This window comes from Thalassotalea euphylliae (assembly GCF_042682785.1).
GTDB lineage: Bacteria > Pseudomonadota > Gammaproteobacteria > Enterobacterales > Alteromonadaceae > Thalassotalea_F > Thalassotalea_F euphylliae.
This window is the reverse complement of the sequence record NZ_JBHUIB010000001.1, coordinates 777,179-796,571: the sequence shown is the minus strand read 5'-3', so window position 1 is coordinate 796,571 and position 19,393 is coordinate 777,179. Positions and strand designations below refer to the sequence as shown.

Annotated in this window: 17 protein-coding genes; 10 read left to right on the top strand and 7 right to left on the bottom strand. The window is 40.5% G+C overall.

Annotated features, from left to right (window positions below):
* Positions 1-6 precede the first annotated feature (6 nt).
* From ACFSJY_RS03580 to ACFSJY_RS03540, 9 genes are all read left to right on the top strand, one after another.
* A complete protein-coding gene (locus tag ACFSJY_RS03580; RefSeq protein WP_386031177.1) occupies positions 7-3,171 on the top strand; it encodes an efflux RND transporter permease subunit in 3,165 nt (1,054 codons plus the stop codon).
* A 28-nt stretch (positions 3,172-3,199) separates the two neighbouring features.
* Positions 3,200-3,871 carry a PepSY domain-containing protein gene (locus ACFSJY_RS03575; protein ID WP_386031175.1) on the top strand — a complete coding sequence of 224 codons (672 nt, stop codon included), beginning with the start codon at positions 3,200-3,202 and terminating at the stop codon, positions 3,869-3,871.
* The gene (locus ACFSJY_RS03570) at positions 3,871-5,703 is read left to right on the top strand and encodes a 2Fe-2S iron-sulfur cluster-binding protein (RefSeq protein WP_386031173.1); all 1,833 of its coding nucleotides are present in this window, start codon (positions 3,871-3,873) and stop codon (positions 5,701-5,703) included. The genes ACFSJY_RS03575 and ACFSJY_RS03570 overlap by 1 nt, the downstream gene beginning before the upstream one ends.
* A gap of 24 nt (positions 5,704-5,727) precedes the next feature.
* A complete protein-coding gene (locus ACFSJY_RS03565) occupies positions 5,728-6,075 on the top strand; it encodes a copper resistance CopC family protein (RefSeq protein WP_386031171.1) in 348 nt (115 codons plus the stop codon).
* Between the two features lie 18 nt (positions 6,076-6,093).
* Entirely contained in the window at positions 6,094-6,990 is an 897-nt protein-coding gene (locus ACFSJY_RS03560; protein WP_386031169.1) for a copper resistance D family protein, read from the top strand.
* A 15-nt stretch (positions 6,991-7,005) separates the two neighbouring features.
* Positions 7,006-7,476 carry a YybH family protein gene (locus tag ACFSJY_RS03555; protein ID WP_284208461.1) on the top strand — a complete coding sequence of 157 codons (471 nt, stop codon included), beginning with the start codon at positions 7,006-7,008 and terminating at the stop codon, positions 7,474-7,476.
* Positions 7,477-7,566: 90 nt separating this feature from the next.
* Complete coding sequence (locus tag ACFSJY_RS03550; RefSeq protein ID WP_386031167.1) at positions 7,567-7,995, top strand: MerR family transcriptional regulator; 429 nt, start codon at positions 7,567-7,569, stop codon at positions 7,993-7,995.
* The gene (locus ACFSJY_RS03545) at positions 7,988-10,231 is read left to right on the top strand and encodes a heavy metal translocating P-type ATPase (RefSeq protein WP_386031165.1); all 2,244 of its coding nucleotides are present in this window, start codon (positions 7,988-7,990) and stop codon (positions 10,229-10,231) included. The genes ACFSJY_RS03550 and ACFSJY_RS03545 overlap by 8 nt, the downstream gene beginning before the upstream one ends.
* A gap of 25 nt (positions 10,232-10,256) precedes the next feature.
* Positions 10,257-10,610 carry a cupredoxin domain-containing protein gene (locus ACFSJY_RS03540; RefSeq protein ID WP_284208459.1) on the top strand — a complete coding sequence of 118 codons (354 nt, stop codon included), beginning with the start codon at positions 10,257-10,259 and terminating at the stop codon, positions 10,608-10,610.
* 91 nt (positions 10,611-10,701) lie between these two features.
* On the opposite strand, the gene ACFSJY_RS03535 is transcribed toward ACFSJY_RS03540, so the two are convergent.
* From ACFSJY_RS03535 to ACFSJY_RS03505, 7 genes are all read right to left on the bottom strand, one after another.
* Positions 10,702-13,812 (bottom strand): efflux RND transporter permease subunit, encoded by a 3,111-nt coding sequence (locus ACFSJY_RS03535; protein ID WP_386031162.1) that lies wholly within the window; start codon positions 13,810-13,812, stop codon positions 10,702-10,704.
* A 54-nt stretch (positions 13,813-13,866) separates the two neighbouring features.
* Entirely contained in the window at positions 13,867-14,781 is a 915-nt protein-coding gene (locus ACFSJY_RS03530) for an efflux RND transporter periplasmic adaptor subunit (RefSeq protein ID WP_386031160.1), read from the bottom strand.
* Between the two features lie 2 nt (positions 14,782-14,783).
* Complete coding sequence (locus ACFSJY_RS03525) at positions 14,784-16,112, bottom strand: TolC family protein (RefSeq protein ID WP_386031158.1); 1,329 nt, start codon at positions 16,110-16,112, stop codon at positions 14,784-14,786.
* Positions 16,113-16,180: 68 nt separating this feature from the next.
* On the bottom strand, positions 16,181-16,543 hold the full coding sequence (locus tag ACFSJY_RS03520) for a hypothetical protein (protein ID WP_386031156.1): 363 nt from the start codon (positions 16,541-16,543) through the stop codon (positions 16,181-16,183).
* 44 nt (positions 16,544-16,587) lie between these two features.
* Positions 16,588-17,487, bottom strand: a complete 900-nt coding sequence (locus ACFSJY_RS03515; RefSeq protein ID WP_386032214.1) for a cation diffusion facilitator family transporter — start codon at positions 17,485-17,487, stop codon at positions 16,588-16,590.
* Positions 17,480-18,208: a transglutaminase-like domain-containing protein gene (locus ACFSJY_RS03510; RefSeq protein ID WP_386031154.1), complete on the bottom strand. Its 729-nt coding sequence runs from the start codon at positions 18,206-18,208 to the stop codon at positions 17,480-17,482. Before ACFSJY_RS03510 ends, ACFSJY_RS03515 begins: the two co-directional genes overlap by 8 nt.
* Positions 18,209-18,220: 12 nt before the next feature.
* Positions 18,221-18,877, bottom strand: a complete 657-nt coding sequence (locus tag ACFSJY_RS03505) for a cation efflux transmembrane domain-containing protein (RefSeq protein WP_386031152.1) — start codon at positions 18,875-18,877, stop codon at positions 18,221-18,223.
* An 82-nt stretch (positions 18,878-18,959) separates the two neighbouring features.
* On the opposite strand from ACFSJY_RS03505, the gene cadR reads away from it, so the two are divergent.
* Complete coding sequence (cadR, locus tag ACFSJY_RS03500) at positions 18,960-19,349, top strand: Cd(II)/Pb(II)-responsive transcriptional regulator (RefSeq protein ID WP_386031150.1); 390 nt, start codon at positions 18,960-18,962, stop codon at positions 19,347-19,349.
* Positions 19,350-19,393 lie beyond the last annotated feature (44 nt).

Below are 19,393 nucleotides of genomic sequence, written 5' to 3'. Positions count from 1 at the left end.
TAAGTGATGATTGAATCAATTATTAGATGGTCAATCGGCAATCGTTTCTTTGTGTTGCTGGTTACCTTAATTATTGCTTTTGGCGGTTTGTATTCTTTACAAAAAACGCCCGTAGATGCAATTCCAGACCTTTCAGACGTACAGGTCATTATTAAGACAAGCTATCCGGGACAAGCGCCACAGGTTGTGCAAGATCAAGTGACTTTCCCTCTTACTACAGCCATGTTGTCTGTACCGGGAGCGCAAACTGTTCGTGGTTACTCATTTTTTGGTGACTCCTACGTCTATATCATTTTTGATGATGATACTGATTTGTATTGGGCGAGAAGCAGAGTGCTTGAATACTTAAGCCAAGTAGCATCAAGCTTACCTGATTCAGCAAAGCCTCAATTAGGACCTGATGCAACAGGCGTTGGCTGGGTATACATTTATGCTTTGACAGATAAGTCAGGTAACCATGACTTAAGCCAATTAAGAAGTATTCAAGATTGGTTTTTAAAGTATGAATTGCAAACTGTTCCGGGCGTGTCTGAGGTTGCCGCCGTTGGCGGAATGGTTAAGCAATATCAAGTGCAAGTCGATCCCGATAAGCTCAGAGCTTATAACGTGCCGTTAAGCCATATCCAAATGGCACTTAAACGAGGCAATAAAGAAACTGGCGCATCCGTTGTGGAAATGGCGGAAGCTGAGTATATGGTTACTGCTACCGGATATATTCAATCAGTTGCGGACATCGAAAAAATTCCACTTGGCATTAACGAGCAAGGTACACCGTTGCGTATTGGTGATGTTGCTACCGTGAATTTAGGACCACAAATGCGCCGTGGTATCGCAGAGCTAAATGGTGAAGGCGAAGTTGTTGGTGGTGTTGTCGTTATGCGCTTTGGTGAAAACGCACAACAAACCATAAATGGTGTAAAAGAAAAGCTGGAGTCACTGAAATCTTCTCTACCAGAGGGGGTAGAGATTGTCCCTGTTTATGACAGATCGAAGTTAATAGATCGTGCGGTTGATAACCTTTGGAGCAAGTTGCTTGAGGAGCTTGCAGTCGTTGCTATTGTCTGTGTTGCTTTCCTATTTCATCTTCGCTCATCAATTGTTGCAGTTGTTACTCTGCCATTAGGCATCTTGGTGTCGTTTATCATCATGTATATGCAAGGCATCAATGCCAATATTATGTCGTTGGGCGGTATCGCTATTGCGATTGGTGCGATGACTGATGGTGCAATAGTGATGATTGAAAATATGCATAAACATATGGAGAAAACACCGCTAACAGATCAAAACCGCTGGCAAATTGTCGCTAAGGCTGCGAGTGAAGTAGGACCTGCATTATTTTTTAGCTTGTTGATAATTACAGTCTCATTCTTACCTGTATTTATCTTGGAAGCGCAAGAAGGCAGAATGTTCTCACCTCTTGCATATACTAAAACCTATGCAATGGCAGCATCAGCAGGCTTGGCAATAACATTGGTGCCTGTTTTGATGGGCTACTTTATTCGAGGCAAAGTCGTCTCTGAAAAGAAAAACCCGTTAAACCGATTATTGATTGCTATCTACATGCCTGTTTTAAAGCAGGTCATGAAGTTTCCAAAATCGACAATAGTAGCAGCAGTATTAATGACGATCGTTGGTTTTTGGCCTGTCGATAAAATTGGTAGTGAATTCATTCCTCCATTGGATGAAGGCGATCTCATGTATATGCCTACTACCTATCCCGGTATTTCTATTGGTAAAGCAAGAGAGTTATTACAGCAAACGGACAAGCTTATCCGCACTGTACCAGAGGTTGAAAATGTTTTCGGTAAAGTAGGACGAGCCGAAACTGCAACGGACCCAGCGCCTCTAACTATGATTGAAACCTTTATTCAATTGAAGCCACAAGAACAATGGCGAGAAGGCGTGACAACTGAGTCGTTAAAAGCAGAGTTTGATAAGTTAGTTAAGTTTCCGGGCTTAACAAATGCTTGGGTTATGCCAATCAAGACCCGCATCGATATGTTAGCTACAGGTATAAAAACGCCTGTGGGTATTAAAGTCGCGGGACCAGAGCTTGATGTAATTCAGGAAATCGGCCAACAAATAGAACAACTCTTGCCAGAAGTGACAGGCACAGCGTCGGTTTACTCTGAGCGAGTTGCAGGTGGACGATATATCAAGGTTGATATTTCACGAGATAAGGCCAGTCGCTTTGGGTTAAATATCGAAGATGTCCAACAAGTGGTTTCTACCGCTATTGGTGGAATGAATGTAACTCAAACAATAGAGGGTCAAGAGCGTTACCCTGTTAACTTACGTTATCCGCAAGATTACCGAGATTCTCCTGAGCAGCTATCACGATTACCCGTTGTAACACCAAATGGTCAACGCATTGCACTAGGTGATGTTGCTGACATTCGAGTGGAAAATGGTCCACCGGGTATTAAGAGTGAGAATGCCAGAATCAATGGCTGGACTTTCATTGATATCGATGGCGTTGATGTTGGTACTTATGTTGAGAACGCCAAGGAATACTTATCAAATAACCTGACGTTACCAGCAGGATATTCAATTAATTGGGCTGGGCAGTATGAATATATGGAAAGAGCAAAAGAAAAGCTCACCTATGTATTGCCATTAACACTCGCCATTATTGTTGTTTTACTTTACCTAAATTTCAGAGCGTTTAGTGAAGTGGCTATCATTATCGTTACCTTACCAATGGCAATGATTGGTGGCTTATGGTTAATGTATCTGGAAGGGTTTAACTTCTCAGTTGCTGTTGGAGTGGGCTTTATTGCTTTGGCTGGTGTTGCTGTTGAGATAGGCGTGATAATGCTGGTCTATCTCAATCAAGCGCTTGCTGAGCTTAAGGAAAAAGCCGAGGAGCGAGCAGAGCCTATCTCAGATGATGCTTACCAAGACGCATTGTTACACGGTGCTGGCTTACGTGTGCGCCCAGTAATGATGACGGTAGCCACAATCATTATCGGCTTAATGCCTATTTTGTATGGCACAGGAACTGGCTCAGAGGTTATGAGTCGTATTGCTGCACCTATGGTAGGCGGAATGACAAGTGCGGTGCTGCTCACTCTTATTGTATTACCTGCGATTTACTCAATCGTTAAAAAGCCTGAAGTAAATGCCTTTAATAAAGAGCTTTCTAACGCGGAGCTAGAGAATAATGCTTAGCAGAGTTAGAAAATATCACAAATGGCTTATGGCATTTGTCGGAATACAATTTCTGTTTTGGTCTATTACTGGTGTGTATATGGTGACTATGGATATTCACTATATACACGGCGAAACATTGGCTAAGAGTGAGCAAGCCAAAATAGATTTAGCAGATGTGGATTACTCCATTGTAGAACTTGCTGCTGACTATCCTGAAGCTAGTCAAGTCAGGCTTACCCAAAGCATGGGCAACCCTTTGTATTCTTTTATTAATGGAGAACAGGGGAAAATGGCAATTGATGCTAAAACAGGGGCTGTTCAAGCCCTTGTTGATGAAATCAAAGCTAAAGAAATCGCGCAATATCACTATGCGATGAATCATGAAATCAACAGCACAAGGCTGATTAAGTCAGTGACTGATATGCCTGCTGAATTGTCTCCAAGACACTTACCCGTTTGGAGAGTGACGTTTGAGCAATTCGCCACACCAACATTTTATATAAGTCAACAAACAGGCGCACTCGTTGCCAAGCGGCATGATTACTGGCGCTTGTTTGATTGGATGTGGCGTTTTCACATTATGGATTACGATGATGGAGAAAACGTATCTAACTGGTTTTTGTTCTTAGTTGCAACTTTAGGTTTGATGGCAGCTATTACTGGCGCAGTATTGACTTATTATCGAGTGCTTTCTCCAAATAAAAAGGAAGTCATTTGATGCGACTATTTAAGTTAAATACAACGATACACAAGTGGCTTTCTTTATTTGTTGGTTTGCAACTGCTTATTTGGTTGGGAACGGGCCTTTACTTCAATTTGATGGATCATAGTAAAGCCAGTGGTAATGAGCTTAGAGTTCATTCTCATCATGAAGGTTACATTACAGACTTTAGATTTATCCCTATTAAAAACATTACTAGTGAAGCACCTCAAGAAGTAAAACTTATATGGATTTTACATCAGCCTTACTATCATTTTGTGTTCGATAAGGGCCAGCATAGCTATCAAGAACGCCACTCAAAGCTATTTGATGCTGTAACAGGAAAGCCATTTAATCTGTCTGAAGAACAAGTACTAACTTTGGCAAAAAACTCCTATTCAGGTGAGGGCAAGCTAACTACACCAGTGTTATCTCAACCTCCATTTTCTGACCACGTAAGGCAGAAAAATTCTATGTGGCAAGTTGTCGTTGAGGATGAGAATAATACAACTATTTATTTAGATAGTATTACAGGCCAAGTGCTTCGCCATGCCAATGATGATTTCAGGCTAAAAGATCTGATGATGAAGCTTCACTTTATGGACTATGGCAATTCTGGAGGATTTAACCATTGGTTGATCATTGCATTTGCTTTTACAACGCTATTCCTTTCAGTTACTGGTGTTACTTGGCTGATACAACAGTATCAAAATGGCTTGCTGAGATTAAGTTGGGGTAGTAACAGGAAAAAAGTGGCAGTGACTTTTTCCAATGAAAATACTATTACTGACATCTCAGCAATTGGTAGCTCAACTGTATTAGAAGGACTAGCAAGTTCACATGTATACCTATCGTCAAGTTGTGGTGGCGGCGGTACATGTGGTAAATGCATGTTCTTAAGTTCAACTCAATTACCGATAACTCTATCTGAACAGGAACATTTATCTCAGGAGCAACTTAAGGAAGGCTATCGGCTTGGATGTCAGCATAGGTTCTCTGAAATTAGTTCGATTGAAGTTAATACTGATCTCAATATTGAAAATCATGAGCTAGTTGTGGTTGCGACTAATTTCATTACCCCTTTTATCAAGGAAGTGAAATTTAAGCTGAAATCAGGCAAACAATTGGAATTTAAAGCTGGTGCATATATGCAATTTGACGTGCCAGCAGGGATGAATAGCCTACGCCCAGATGATATGCCTGAGAACTTTGAAACATACTGGGAAAGTTATTCTCATGGAAAGTTTTCACATGGCAGCGTAACTCGCCATTACTCCTTGGTTAACTTTGATCAAGAAACAGATGAGCTAACCTTCAACATCCGCTGGCAAACTGCTAAGGATGGTTATAATGCAGGTATAGGTTCAAGCTATTTAGGGTCACTCGAAGTTGGTGAAACGATAATCGCAAAAGGTCCTTTTTCTGACTTTTACGCTACTTCAGATAAAAAGGTTCCTCGCATATTTATTGGCGCTGGCTCAGGACTTGCCCCACTCAGAGCTATCATTTTTGAACAGTTGAAAAAACGCCAAGATGAAGGTGACTTGACTCTCATCTATGGTGCGCGAACTGAAGATGACTTGCTGTACCGCGATGAGTTGAACTTATTGAGTGAGCAGCATAAAAACTTTTCTTATATTCCTACACTTTCTAACCCTTCAGAACAATGGCAAGGGCATTCTGGCTATGTACAGCAAGTACTTCTGCCGTATTTGAGCCAGAAAGTAAAATTCCTGTCTACAGAATTTTACTTGTGCGGCCCAGAAGCAATGATGAGCGAAGTGGAACAAATAATTACTGATGTTGGTATACCCAGTAATCAAATTTTCAAAGACAAATTTAGTCGTTAATACATAAATTAAATAGAGGTAAATATGAAAATATTAATTAAATTTTTAACCGTAATCAGCATTGTTTTTAGTAGCGCGGTGTTCGCGCACGTTCATCTTGAAAAAAGTGTGCCTGCTGATAATGCAATGTTAATGAAGACTCCAGAAGAGTTAACGTTGGCATTTAGTAAAGAGGTTCGTGTAGTCAAAATTACATTGAAAAATAAGCAAGGCAAAAAGGTTAAATTTGGCTTCAAACCTACTAAAGAAACCAATACCGAATTTACGTGGAAGCTACCGAAACTTGCACCTGCTAACTATGTTGTTGATGTTACTTTCTTAGGTAAAGATGGGCACAAAATGAAAGATAGCTTTGGCTTTATGGTTCACTAATCTAATGGAGTGATTGCTATGGAAATGTATATCTGGAATACAGTCATTGTACTGTCAAAAATTGTATTTTACGTCGGTTTTGCCTGCATTGCTGGTTATACATTTTTCAAGCAAGTTTTTGAACAAAGTGAGTCTCATAATAACTTGGCAATAGCGAACCTAAAATGGATAAGAGGTTCAATAGTCATCGCTTTGCTTGCAAATGGTCTTTGGTTCTTCGCTAGTACTGGTGCGATGGCAGAAGAAGGCATTCAAGGTGCTTTTGACCCTGATATTTTAGACATAATGTGGGATTCTCCTATCGGTGATGGAACTTTACTTAGAGGTCTTGGGTTAGTTCTAGCGATATTCGCGATAACGTCACACATTAAATTCAAATCAGTAGTACTGAGCAATTACCTAAAACAAGGCATTTTGGTATCTAGTTTATTTTTACTTGCATACACCTTTACCTTAATCGGCCATGTATCTGAGCTAGGAGTGTTCGAAAAAGTATTGCTGATGCTCCATGTGCTTGTTATGGCTTGGTGGTTCGGAGCATTGTTTCCGCTTAAACAGGCTTGCCAAAAACTAAGTTATGCAGAGCTTCATTTGTTGATGGAAAGCTTTGGCAAACAAGCAAGTATCGCTGTGAGTCTATTGTTAGTTGCTGGCCTTTGGTTAGCTTTTCAATTAGTCGGAAATGTTGAAGAGCTGTTTAGTTCAAGTTATGGGCAAACACTGCTACTTAAATTAGCTCTCGTGACTTCGATATTGGGCATCGCAGCTAAGCATAAATTAAAACTCGTCCCACAACTTAAAAATAACGATGGCAGAGAAGCGCTATCTAAATCTATCTCGATAGAAATGGTAGTCGCTTTTGCCATTTTATCTGTAACGGCTGGGCTTACTAGTGTTGTTGGCCCTGCAAATTAAAACCTAAAAGAGAGAATGAAAATGAAAACAATAAATATATTACTCGTTTTATTAATGACGTTTAGTTTCGTAGCAAACGCTCATGGTGATAAGAACAAAGACAAAGGTTTGTTTAAAGGTATAGATACCCCTGCCGCAAAAGTTGTTTTGGCATTTCATCAAGCACTAGAAACGGGTAATAAGGAGCTAGCAAGAGCACAGTTGGCTGATGATGTGACCATCTACGAGGGTGGCCGTGTTGAAAGAAGTGCTGATGAATATGCACATCACCATATGTTGGCCGATATGAAATATTTAGCAGCAGTGAAAACTAAAACGCTAGAGCATCAAGTGACTATTCTTGGAAATGCCGCTATCTCAGCGTCACGCAGCCATACTAAAGGAACATACAAAGGTAAAGACCGTGATTATCAGGGCATGGAAACGATAATACTCGAAAAGCAAAACGAAGAATGGAAAATCAAGCATATTCATTGGTCACACTAGATCTAAAATAATTATATTGGGCTTGACCTGTGTCTTACACACAGGTCTAAACTTAACTCAGTTAACCCATTTATTAAGTCAGGATAGCTTATGAAAGTTACTGAATTAGCCAAAGAGTTTGGTACAACACCCGATACTGTCAGATACTACACTCGATTAAAATTACTCAATCCAACTAAGTCTGAAAACGGATATAAGTACTACCCCCCAACAGAAATCTCTAGACTGAAGTTTATTTTAAGTGCAAGACAACTGGGGTTTTCAGTATCAGATATACAACACATTGTTGATGAGGCGAGTCTCGGAAAAGCTGCATGCCCTCTAGTTAGGTCTTTAATTAAGGAAAGGCTAGCTGAGACTGAAAAACAATTTCAGGCAATGTTAGCTTTGCGTAAAAACATGAAAGATGCGCTAGCACAATGGGAAGTCAAGGAAGATAAAGCACCAACCTCCACTATGGTATGTCACCTCATAGACAGCTTTGAACCTATAGAAAACAATGGCGGCTCCCATGAATAATATTAAACCTGATCATCAGCTCATTATAGAAGGTGCTGGCTGTGCAAGTTGCGTCGGTAAAATTGAGGGGGCGCTGAAAGGAACCAATGGTGTAGTTAGTGCTGAAATGAATTTTGCTGATAGGACTGTTCAAGTCACAGGAACCGTGAAAACTGAAGAGCTGATTAAAGCTGTTGAATCTATCGGTTATAACGCTAAGCCAATCGATGATAGTTCAGCAATTGATACGCTTGACGAGAAAGAGGCAGCAGACTGGAAGTATTACAAAAAGCTAATACGAGATACTTTTATTGCGCTTTCACTTGGCGTTCCTTTAATGATCTACAGCATTGTTGTTGGAGAAATGACGGTTGAAACAAACCTTGAACGCATGTCTTGGCTAGTTGTAGGCATTTTAACTTTTGGCGTTATGTATTTTTCAGGTAAGCATTTCTATGTAGGAGCATGGAAAAGCTTTAAAAATCACTCTGCTAATATGGACACCCTAATTGCTTTAGGAACAGGCACGGCATGGATTTACTCAATAGCTGTTGTATTGGCTCCAGACGCAGTGCCGTTGATGGCGAGACATGTTTATTTTGAAGCGACAGCCATGATCATTGGATTGATTAATTTAGGTTTGGCACTAGAACTAAAAGCCAGAGGTAAAACCTCTGAAGCCATCAAACGTCTTATCGGGTTACAAACCAAAACAGCAACAGTAGTTCGTGATAGCAAAGAGGTTCAGATAGGTATCGAGCAGGTTTTACTTAATGATGTGGTGAAGGTAAAACCGGGGGGGAAAATTCCTGTAGATGGCACTGTATTAGAAGGCCACACATCTATAGACGAATCAATGCTTACGGGCGAACCCATGCCTGTTGAAAAAGCCAAAGAAGATGAAGTTGTTGCAGGAACGTTAAACAAGTCAGGCATGATTTTGTTTAGAGCGACACGCGTAGGCAAAGACACGGCGCTTGCGCAAATCATCAATATGGTGAAACGAGCGCAAAACTCTAAACCACCTATTGGCCGCTTGGCCGATGTGATTTCCGCTTATTTTGTTCCTGTTGTCATGATCATATCTATATTAAGCGCTCTAGCATGGCTTAACTTTGGACCAGAGCCAGCAATTGCTTTTGCCATCGTTTCAGCAACTACCGTACTCATTATTGCGTGCCCGTGTGCTTTGGGTTTAGCAACGCCTATGTCTGTCATGGTGGGAGTTGGAAAAGCGGCAGAAGCTGGAGTGCTTATTCGCAATGGCGAAGCTTTACAAACCGCCTCTAAAATCACTTCCATGATTTTAGATAAAACGGGAACTATTACTGAAGGGGCACCAAAGGTAACTAATATTGTTTTGGCAAAAGCGACTGACGAGAAAGAAGTGTTACAGCTTGCGGCAAGTTTAGAAAGTGGCTCCGAGCACCCTTTGGCACAAGCGATTGTTGAAAGTGCGTTAGATCAGGATATTGAGTTACTAAAAATAGAATCGTTTAACGCCATTACGGGTTTTGGTGTAGAAGCAACCTGTAACAACAAAACCTTACTTTTTGGTAACGATAAACTAATGAAAATTAAAGGCATTGACCTTACAGGTTTCGTTGGAAAAGCCCAGTCTTTAGCAAAAGAAGCTAAAACACCAATGTATTTTGCTGTTAATGGCGAGCTGGCAGCAATTATTGCTGTTGCTGATCCTATTAAGTCAGACTCAATTTCCGCGATTAAACGGCTTCAGACCAATGGGATTCGCGTCATTATGTTAACGGGCGATAACAAGGATACAGCCGCCGCTGTTGCCAAAAAAGCGGGAATTAGTGAGTTTTTTGCTGAAGTGCTGCCAGAAGACAAAGCCAACAAGGTTAAAGAGCTACAAGACAGCGGCGAAACTGTTGGTATGACAGGTGATGGTATTAACGATGCTCCTGCACTTGCGTTAGCCGATGTTGGTTTCGCCATAGGCACAGGGACTGATGTAGCAATCGAAAGTGCTGATATAACCCTGATGCGTGGCTCACTTCATGGCCTTGCTGATGCCATAGCGGTAAGCAAGGCCACTTTACGAAATATCAAACAAAACTTATTTGGCGCGTTTGTCTATAACGTAGCTGGGATTCCTTTTGCTGCGGGGATTCTATATCCCTTCTTTGGAATTCTGCTTAGCCCTGTAATAGCTGGGGCAGCAATGGCGTTTTCGTCATTGACCGTGGTGTCAAATGCGAATCGACTTCGGTTTTTTAAAGCCCAAAACTCATAGAAAGTAAGCATTAAGGAGACGCACGATGATGTTAATTAACTTATTAGGCTTAGTGTTGATCGCGCTGATTGTTTGGTGGTTTTGGCTGTACAAACCTAACAAAACAATTGTGCAAAACAGAGAAGTGTTAATTGAAGTGAAAGATGGCGTGTATTCCCCATCTTCAATTCAGGTGTCTGCAAGCCAACCTGTCACCTTGAAGTTTATGCGTAAAGATCAATCCCCCTGCGCTGAAACAATCCTTATTCCTTCATTGGATATAAGCGAACAGCTTAAATTGAATGAAATTACTCAAATTACCTTATTGAACTTGTCACCGGGAGAGCATGAGTTTCATTGTCAGATGCAAATGTATCGCGGCGTCTTAAAAGTAATTTAGTTTTAAATAGATCTTTTTACGCACCTGAGTGAGCAAAAGTAACGTAATAAAAGGCTTCTCTAAATAATTACGAGAAGCCTCCAAACTAAAGTTAAGATTTGAATTTGTGATAAACAATTCGATAAAGAACAGGCAATACAACTAAAGTTAGTAAAGTTGAGGAAATAATTCCCCCAATCACCACCGTCGCTAATGGCCTCTGAACTTCAGCTCCAGTTCCAACATTTAACGCCATAGGAATGAATCCTAAACTAGCAACGAGTGCCGTCATTAATACAGGACGTAGCCTTACCGTTGCACCGTCGATAATTGAGTTAATTAATTCTCCCGTTTCAAGTAATCGCTGTTTAATGAATGACAGCATCACCAGTCCATTTAATACAGCTATCCCTGAAAGAGCGATAAACCCAACAGCAGCAGAAATTGAAAGAGGCATGTCTCTTAACCACAAAGCCAGTACGCCGCCTGTAAGTGCTAAAGGCACACCACTAAATATGATCAGGGCATCTTTTATTGAACTAAATGCTATGACTAGCAGTGTCAAAATTACAAACAATGTGGCAGGTACTACGATGGATAATCTTTGCGTTGCACTCTCAAGTTGCTCAAATGTTCCGCCGTACTCAAGCCAATAACCAGCAGGCAATTCAACATTTTGTTGAATTTTTTGCTGTGCCTCTTGTACGAATGAGCCTAGATCTCGGTTTCTAACATTTGCTGTAACTACAATTCGTCTCTTACCATTTTCTCGGCTGATTTGACTTGGAACCGTCGTATAATTTAACTCTGCAACCTCACTCACAGGTACAAACTCACCACTTTCTGTTGCGATTGGCAAATTTCCTAACTGATCAAGGTCGGTTCGCAACAGCTCTGGGTATCTAATTACAATTTCAAATCGACGATCACCTTCGAATATTAACCCTGCACTTTCACCTGACACGACAGTTTTTAACCAAAATTGTAAATCGCTTATATCTAACCCGTATAATGCTAATGCTTCAGGCTTGGGATTAACAGTAAAAATAGGCACATCATCAACTTGTTCAAGCCTTGCATCTGCGACACCTGAAATTGTATTGAGTGCAGTTAAAATTTCTTGTGCTGAATTAACAAGTTGGGATAGGTCATCACCGTAGAGTTTAATCCCCAAATCAGCTCTTACTCCACTAATTAATTCGTTAAATCGCATCTGAATTGGTTGAGTAAACTCATAATTATTGCCGGGAATCGAACTGAGATCTTTTTCCAGCTTTCCAACAAAATCCGCTTTCGTTAAATTGGGGTTGGGCCATTGCTCTCTAGGCTTTAGTATAAGAAAAGTATCAGTCACATTTGGCGGCATCGCATCTGTCGCCACTTCTGCTGTGCCTGTTTTTGAAAACACCGTAGCAACCTCATCATATTTCATAATGTGTTGTTCAAGTATCTTCTGCATTTCTACAGCTTGGTCAATACCAGTGCCCGGAATACGCATCGCGTGCAGTGCAATGTCACCTTCATTAAGTTGTGGAACAAATTCAGATCCTAACTTACTACCAAGTAATATGCTAAATGTCACAAGTAAAGCAGCGCCACAAACAACTAGCCATCGTAGTTTTAAAGCCCACTTCAAAACCGGACGATATACTGACTTAGCACCGACAATGATCGGACTTTCTTTTTCGCTGATTTTGCCTTTCAAGAATAACGCAACTGCTGCGGGAACGAGCGTGAAGGTAAATACCATTGCAGACAATAGAGCGATGATCACAGTTGCAGCCATCGGATGAAACATTTTGCCCTCAACACCCGATAAGGTAAACAAAGGCACATAGACGATGGTTATAATCAATACGCCAAAAACACTAGGCCGTATCACCTCATTGGTTGCAGCATAAACAATATCTAACCGCTCCTTGAGGGAAATGACTGAACCATTTCGTTTTTGGCTTTCTGCTAAGCGCCGAATGCAGTTCTCAACGATGATTACCGCTCCATCGACAATTAATCCAAAATCCAAAGCTCCCAAACTCATTAAATTCGCAGAGACCTTGCTTTGAACCATGCCCGTGATTGTTGCCAACATTGCCAAAGGAATGACTGCGGCAGTAATTAGAGCGGCTCGTATATTACCCAGTAATAGGAACAATACGAAGATAACTAACAACGCGCCTTCAATGAGATTTTTCTGTACGGTGCTAATTGCTTTATCAACCAGAGTTGTCCTGTCATATAAGGGAACTATTGACACTCCTTGAGGTAAGCTATTTTGAATTTCACTAAGCTTGTCGCCAACAGCCAAAGCCACCGAGCGTGAATTTTCTCCTACCAGCATCATTGCTGTGCCAATCACACTTTCCTTACCTTCCTGTGATGCAGCACCAGTTCTTAGCTCTTTTCCTATCGCAACTTCGGCAACATCTTTAACTTTTACAAGTGTGCCGTCATCGCTTTTAATAATGACGTTTTGAATGTCTTGAATAGTTTGCAATTGAGCTTGTGAACGAACAAGAATTTGCTGTCCGCTTGTTTCTATAAATCCTGCCCCTTGATTAGCATTATTTCGCATTACTGCTTTTGATAACGCATCACTGGTAATGCCGAAGTGCAGCATCTTTAAAGGATCTGGGTTGATATGGTATTGCTTTTTATAGCCACCAATTGCATTGATTTCCGTAATCCCTTTAACCAATGAAAGTTGTGGTTTCACTACCCAGTCATGGATCTCCCTTAACGCCATCGCGTCATAGGGTAAGCCATTATTCTGCTTTGCACTCTCGTCGGCAGTTATACTGTACATGTATATTTCACCGAGGCCCGTAGCAATTGGCCCCATTTCTGGTTCAATACCTAACGGTAGTTGCTCTTTAATTGCGCTAAGCCGCTCATTGATTAGATTTCTGGCAAAATACAGATCTGTGCCTTCTTCGAACACAACTGTTACTTGTGACAGACCATATCGAGAAAGTGAACGGGTATAATCGAGCTTAGGTAAACCCGCCAAGCCCGTTTCGACAATAAACGTGATCCGTTGCTCTGTTTCCAAAGGTGAATAACCTTGAGCCTGCGTGTTTATTTGTACTTGTACATTGGTAATATCAGGCACGGCATCAATAGGTAGCTTTTGATAATTCCACATTCCTAAAGCGATGATAAACAACGCCATTAGCAACATAGTTCCACGTCGGCGGATAGATAATTCTAGTATCCAAGCGATCATATTTTCACCTCGATAATATTGAAGCTAATATGAAGTAAATAAAGACTTCGGAGTTTAGTGTTCATGCCCAGCCTCCGATTTTTTTAGATCTGCAACTAGCAGGTAGCTGTTCTTAACAACCACACTTTCGCCGACGTTCAAACCCTCGATGATAGCAATATTGATAGCGTCTGAAGCGCCAGTTTTTACGGCGCTAGGGTGGTATTCATTGCCTTCCTTAATAAAAACAACATCATTGCCTTCAAACTCTTGAATGGCTTCTTTTGGCACAACAATTGGAGCAGAGTGTTGACTAGTTGTAACCGCCCCTTTAATTGCTGAGCCAAGCGGCCAGTTTTTCGTTTTGTTATTTAATTTTACATATGCCAACGAATAAGGCTTGTCGTTTAGTGATGGTGTTAAATAGCTAATTTGCGCACTTTGATTAAATTCCGTGCTATGAATTAGCACCTGCTGGTCAACGTTAACCTTACTTAGCTGAGTAGGAAACACTGATAGTTGTGCCCAAACCACGTCAAAGTTGGCTATTGTCAGCAAGTTTTCACCGTTTGTAAGCTCGCCAATATTTGCTTGCCTAGCGACTATACGCCCTGACATTGGTGCTTTTATCGAATATTGGTTTAAGCTTTCATTGGATTCGATGACTACCAACGTTTCACTTTTTTTAACCTCTTCGCCGAGATTAACTTTTACTTCCTTAATAACACCATCGAATCTCGCATTAACATGTGCAAGAGAGGCAGGATCAGCGACAATTTTTCCGTAAAGAATCTCTTCATTGCGAATAACTCCGCTGGTAACAACAATTGTTTCAATACCGTTTTGTTTAGCCATTTCAGCAGACATGGACACGAACTCATCAGCATGTTCTTCACTGGCTGAAGTCGTGACGGAGGTGAAACCAATTACAGCAACAAGCATTAATTTGAAAAGACTGATTGGTACATTTAATTTTTTTATATTTTTCATGATTAATTCTCGATAAAGCTTGAAAGTTGGCTTGCTGTATTGCCGAAAGAAATTAATGGAATGCCTGATAAGGACTCGATGGCGGCGCTTTGTTTGTGAACCTCACTTGCGGCAAAAATAAGCGCGTATTGCATCTCAATAAGCTCTTTTTGAACTGAAACTAGTTCCAAATAACTAAAGCGCCCGTCCGAGTAGGCTTTTTGCACTAATGACAAAGCACTTTCTTGTGGTGGAATAATACTAGTTTGTAAGGTTTCAACCGTAAGGCGAGCCTCTTCCTGAGCCGAATAAAATGTCGCTAATTGGCTGTAAATTGCTCGCTCACTGGCTTTCTTTTGCTGCTCACCTTCATCGAGTATTGCTTTTTGGGATTGATAATTGCCTCTGTTTCTATCACTCGTAAATAGAGGGACGCTAAACCCTGCAACCAACGCAGTGTCATTGCTACCTTCAAGTCTTTTTACTCCTGCGCTCCACGTTATATTAGCGTGGCTTTGTGTGTTGATTGATTGTAATTGAGCTTGCTGAATTCTCGATTGCTCTGCATAAGCTAATATATGAGGGCTTTGAGAAAGTTGAGCCATGATGTATTCGAGCGATATTGTTTTGGGAAACGCAAATAAATCGCCTGATACACGAGAGAATTGCGGTGATTGCTCTCCCCACATAATAGCTAACTTACGAACACTGGCCTCTAACTGCTTGGAAATGGTTAGCGTCTTTAGTCTAGCTGTTGCTAAAGCTGCTTCTGCTCGCTTGCGCTCTGATGACGGTGCTGAACCAACACGAACTTTTTTCGAGACGGTTTGATAGGTTTCTCTTGCTAGCTTTTCTGCATTTTCATTGACGAGCATGACTTGTTGCAAGGTTAAAACATCGATATAGCGAGCTGCTACTTCACCCAAAATATCGAGAGTTTGTATTCTTTTATCAACAGCTATAGCTTGCTGTTGGGCATTAACATAAAACTTTCTGCTATTTACTTTATCACCCAACTCCACTACGGAAGATATCGACAAGGTTAATTCAGCGTCGTTGAATCCAGATACATCACCTGTACCTGCAAAGTTTTCCAATTCAACACTGATGTTATATTCAGGTTTTAATCCTGCGGTAGCTAACTCGCCGTCTAAGCGCTTTTGTTTGTATTCAAAAGCCGTTAACTGTGGGTTGTTTGCAAGTGTTCGTTGTATCGCATCTGATAATGAAACTGAATCAATGGATAAGCCATTTGCAAATACGTTATTGGTTGTCACTAAAAATGACAACAGAAGCAACCGTTTTACTTTCTTCCAAGTAAGCACGGGAGCCTTAAAATAAGACATATTCATATTTTGTCCTGTTTATTTTATGAAAGGAGCGAAGGCTTGCCGCCTAACGCGCAAATTAAATAAAAGGACTAACTTTTGGGAGGGCGAAGCAACCTTGAAAGTGGGGCTTCAATCACTACTTTTAAGTAATTAAAGGCATGATTTGATTTGAAATCAAAATTCTCACTGATGTAGATGTGTGTAGCAAACTGTACGTGTGAGCCATTGCAGTGTCCGCAATGATGACAATCAGCGGGGTTGTGTTGGTCAATATCTGCTGTTGATTGTATTAATTGTTCAGAAGAAATATGGTCATCTAAAGCATGAACATGCTCGGTTTTTATATGTTCGGAATCAACAATATGAATATCAGCAATTTTTGCCACAGCAGAAAATGACTGAAGTAGTATCAGCATTATCATGATGTATGCAGGAATTTGTTTAATATTCATTTCGTTCAATGTTCTCTTAGTTATGTCAATGTTAACACTATCATTTAGCTTGCGTCACGACATTGCTCGTCTATGAACTCTATTTCAATTGTTGTATGAGCAAAATCAAACTCTTTAAGCTCATGCTGTAATTCTAGTTTGTACGATTTCAGTTCCTCGTTAGATATTTCAGTGTTTAAAACAATATGAGCGGTTAAAACGTTGTTTTCACCATCAAGTGACCAGATGTGCAAGTGATGTACTTCACCCACAATGGCTTTAGAAACTATTTTCGATTTAATATTTTCAATAAGCTCAATATCTGGTGTCGCTTGCAAGAAGAGCATAAGTGTCGATTTCAGTGTTCTTACAACATTAAATAAAATAAAAAGAGTAAACCCAATTGATAAAATAGGGTCGAGTATGGGCCATTCAACAAACATCAATACGATTGATACAATAAATATAGCTATCCAACCTAAAACGTCTTCAAGCAAGTGCCAGTTTAAAACTCGTTCATTTAAGGTCTTTCCATGACTTAGCTTATAGGCAGCATAACCATTTACCACCATGCCAAAAATAGCTAATAAGAGCATTCCTTCGACTTGAGGCATTTCGGGGTTAGCCAATCTTGGTATAGCCTCAATTAGTATAAAAACGGAACCAACAGTTAATACTAAACCGTTAATCAATGCGCCAAGCAATGAAAAGCGCTTGTAACCGTATGAAAACTGGCTAGAGGCAGGCTTGTTACTGAGCTTATTCAATCCCCATGCTGTGCCTATGGAAATGCTATCTCCTAAATCATGGATAGCATCTGCCATGATTGCCGTACTATTGGTTAACCAACCCCCAATAAACTCGATGATGGTAAACGAGAGGTTTAGAAAAAAAGCCCAGCCAATACGTCTCGAAGCGTCCTCATCATTGTGAGAGTGATTATGACCGTGAGAGTGACTATGCATGTTGAGCCTCGGCACTTACATTTTTTCCTCTAAGCCTTTGTACATTCCAATTAATGATATGACGGATAAAGTTTTGGTACGCCCAACGTTTAATACCCGTCAGATTGGTTCCCTGCTCAGCATAGAATTCATCGGGCGAGTCATAAAGGCCAAAGTCGTCGTGTATGCCTTCTTTTTGGATATAAGTATCTTTCCCAACCCAGTTAGTCTCTGGGTTACTTATGCAGGTAGTAGCGATGCCATAACCACAAAAACTATCTTTAGCTTGACTGAATTTGGATTGAATTGAACTTAGATAAGCTTCGTCGAGAATAAAGCCTTCCAAATTGATCCATTTACCATCATAGAGCACTTCTACCCAGCTATGGATAATGTATTTAGGGGCCAACCAAAATACATAAGAAGGAATTGCGCCTTTCTGAAGTTGTTGATCAATCGTAAAACCATGAAAACGACACTGAATACCGAGCGCTCGTAAGAGAGCCATTAACAAGTTTCCCTTGGTGTTGCACTGTCCATAGCCATCGGCTAAAACTTCACTTGCTGCGATATCATCGCTGCGGTTGTAACCGAACTGAATATCGTCTTTAACAAAGGTGTAAGCAGCTCCAATCTTGTTGTAATCATCCAAAGTTTGCCAATTTCGCTCCGCTATTAACGATTGGATGCTTTGATCATCAAAGTCTAATATTTTTGTTTTCTCTAAATAATTAGCATTCATTATCAATCTCCTTTAAGAACATGATTTTGATTTACTTCCGCTACAGCCATTGTTTTCGCTTGTTAACTCTGCGTTGCTCAGCTCTTTCTTCGCATCAGTAATAATCAGGTAAGCCCCTCTTAAAATTAGGGTTGCAATCACACTACCAATCACAATGTCAGGCCAGCGTGAATCAAGCAGCATCACCAGCACACCAGCAGCAATTACGCCCATATTTGCGATCACATCGTTGGCTGAAAATATCCAGCTTGCACGCATATGCACTTCACCATTGTTATGCTTTCTGATTAAAACTAAACAAATAACGTTTGCTATTAATGCAATAAAACCAAAGCCGATCATGAACCAAGAGTGAGGCTCACCTTCTCCGAGTATTCTTCTTACTATGTCAAAGATTATCAGTAATCCGAGTGTTAGCTGAAAGTAACCGCTGATAAGGGCTGCATTGGCTTTATGCTTTAAAGATCGGCTCACGGCATACAGAGCAATACCATAGACAATTGCATCAGCCAGCATATCCATTGAATCTGCTATCAAAGCCGTTGAATTTGCATATAGCCCCACAGTAATCTCAACGCAGAACATAAATGCATTAATACCGAGTAACCAATACAGCACATGTTTTTGTTTCGCATCTTTTAGTTCGACTTCGCAACCACAACCACTCATTACACGTCCTTAGTTATTTGTTTAATAATTCAACTATAAAGTCTATAGTTACTATAGAGTCAAGCTTTAGGAGTAAAGTTTTATGAAAATAGGTGAACTTTCAAAAACGACAGGGTGTTCGATACAAACAATTCGGTATTACGAGAAAGAAGGGTTGCTTTCAACTCCTGAACGTACTGAAGGGAATTACAGGTTATACGGTGAACGGGCTTTAAAAGAATTAGAGTTTATAAAGCATTGCCGAAGTTTGGATATCCCTCTTATAGATGTTAAACGTCTTATTGAACTTAAAAATAAGCCAGAAGAAAGCTGTGCAAGTGTTAATGCTCTTATCGAGCAACAATTGACCTTAGTTAATAAGCGCATGAGAGAACTCAAGGCGTTAAAGGCAGAGCTTCAACAAATGGCAAGTTCATGCACAACTGAAAACACAGTTGAAGCGTGCGGAATAATTAAGTCACTTGATAGTTAGAATTGTCTTTATTTTCTCTCTGCATTGTGTACGAATATCTATAT